We start from the raw sequence: 2,320 nt of genomic DNA on the forward strand, positions 1-2,320 counted from the left end.
TTTAATTGCGTCTTGACAACGGTCATTTCATAACAGGTAACATGAAAAGATTTTATATCCTATTATCATTCATGCTGCTGATGCTTATTCCAATGAGCTTTATGGCATTGAATACAAGTGTTTCAATTAGTACATTAGAAAATGCTCTTTCTCAAAACATCTTTTTCCCTGTTGTCTATCTAGCAGTAGGTCTTTCTTCTTTAATCATGTTTATCATCATGTTCTTAAAGAAAAGCAAGGACTATGTCAGAATGGTACTATTCTTATTGATTATCATTGGGTTTATCTACTCCTTTGATATTATCAAAATAAGCTTCTATTCATTATTTGCTAATACAACAGCTCTTTCATCATTAATGAATGGAAAAGATGAAACAACCATTTTAGCTAAATCTATCAGTCAGCTTTCTATAATATTTTTATCTGGTATGTTAGGAAGCTTCTTGCTTATTGAACAATACAAGAAAGAGTATATTCAAAAAGAAAACAAGGATCGTATTCTAGGTCTACTTATTGGAACAAGTCTATTATTGTCAGTCTTCTTCTTTTTAAGAAGCTATTATCTATTTGTTTCCCTTTATTCAAAAGTAGATTTCAATAATATTCTCTCTTATCAGATAAAACGTCTTCAATATATTGGCATATTGACACAATCATCAAGAGTATTCTTCATGATTGCCTTTGTCTTAATGATAATCTATGAAGGCATATCATTAAGAGAGAAGAAAGAGAAGCCCATTCTTATATTTGGATTATTGATGATCATATTGATGATCTTCTCTTTCACATTTCTAACACGACTAAATAATATTCATTCATTTAGTGTTGATATCACTAAAATAAAAGCAGAATATCTCATACAGAAGTATGACTATCTTTACTCATTGCTTAATGTAAGTACAGGGTACAATACCCTTATTAGTCAGTCTGGATTATTTTTTACCAATGGTCTTCTGGCAATGATAATGATAAGTCTTCATATTCCTTACTTTGAAGAAGAACTTTTTACCAAAGATCTATTGAAGTGGGTACCGCGTTTTATTGGTATAGTGCTAGCTGTAGTAGTCATTATCTCTTCTATAAGTTACTTCAAGCATGCAACGACATATACAGATGTTGATCTTGTAAAGAATATCTCATTCTCTTATGAAGGAGATAGTGGTGAAGCTAAGATTGTTAAGTTCAAAAGCAATCTTACAAGTAATGATGATAATGTGAAATCATTTCTTTCAACTGTAACCTACAATTATAAAGAAATGACATCTTTATCAAATGGGGATCGTATTACCATCAAGGCTCAGTATTCTAAAGAGAAAGCAAAAGAATTGAGAGTCAATGTCTTAAATGATGAAAGAACCTTTACTGTATCAGGATTAGTTTATCGTTTTGATTCATCATCTAAGATTCCTTCAGAAATAAAAACAGCGATGAAAAATGATGCCACAGCATCATTTGAAAGCTATTATAACAATCAGGTAAGACATGATCCTTCTGCTTATAACTATTCTCTTTCTAAGATGTATTTTGCTAAAGATCAGATTTCTAAGGATGATAAGGCTATTATCGTCTTTAAGATAGAACATTCCTATACCTCATTCTATTTTATTCCTCGTAAAGAGACTTATTATCTTTACACATATGCGAGTCATATTAAATCAGATTATCTTAAAAAGAAGCCTTCTTTTGTAGTGTCTTCTAATAAATTACAAACTCAATTATTCTATCAGGATGATATTAAATCACTTGTACAGAATGAATTTAGAAACTACAGTCTAGAAGAATTCTCATAGAATATTTATAAAAGCATTTTCATTATTTGAAAAAGTGATAGAATAGTAATGAAAGAAGTGGTCATATGCATAATTATGATTTTGATCTTATTGTTTCTAATTTACTTGATCTAAGTGAACAGGTAGAAGATGAAAGATTAAGAAAGCAGTTGAAGAAGAATATTATTAAATTGATAAATCTAGCTGATGATGAAATCAGTCAAACTCACCTTGATCACTTTTTTGAGTTATATGGTCATATAGAAAAGGTAGAAAATGAACATGTTTTATTGTCATTAGATATCAAGGATCATAATATTCCACAAGAAGAGCTAAGAGATTGGCTATTGCTGCTGGAGTAGATGAATATGTCTGTTCTGAATGTATGATGAAGTTTTTTCTAAATCGCTAACCTACATATCTTTATCTCATCAGAAAATGACATTCTCATAGATTAGGGGCTGACCCGGATAGATAATCTGGATTAGTTTTCAAAAATAAAATGCGCCGGATAAATCCGACGCATTTTTTGGTATAATGTAATTATGAAA

Annotated in this window: 2 protein-coding genes; both read left to right on the top strand. The window is 30.1% G+C overall.

Annotated elements, in window-relative coordinates; all coding sequences use genetic code 11:
- The first annotated feature begins 41 nt into the window (after positions 1–41).
- The gene (locus tag T513_RS0109530) at positions 42–1,790 is read left to right on the top strand and encodes a hypothetical protein (RefSeq protein ID WP_035877097.1); all 1,749 of its coding nucleotides are present in this window, start codon (positions 42–44) and stop codon (positions 1,788–1,790) included.
- A 65-nt stretch (positions 1,791–1,855) separates the two neighbouring features.
- Entirely contained in the window at positions 1,856–2,131 is a 276-nt protein-coding gene (locus T513_RS0109535; RefSeq protein ID WP_029072570.1) for a hypothetical protein, read from the top strand.
- Positions 2,132–2,320 lie beyond the last annotated feature (189 nt).

Origin of the sequence: Kandleria vitulina DSM 20405, from assembly GCF_000702065.1 — a bacterium.
Classification (GTDB): Bacteria; Bacillota_I; Bacilli_A; order Erysipelotrichales; family Coprobacillaceae; genus Kandleria; species Kandleria vitulina.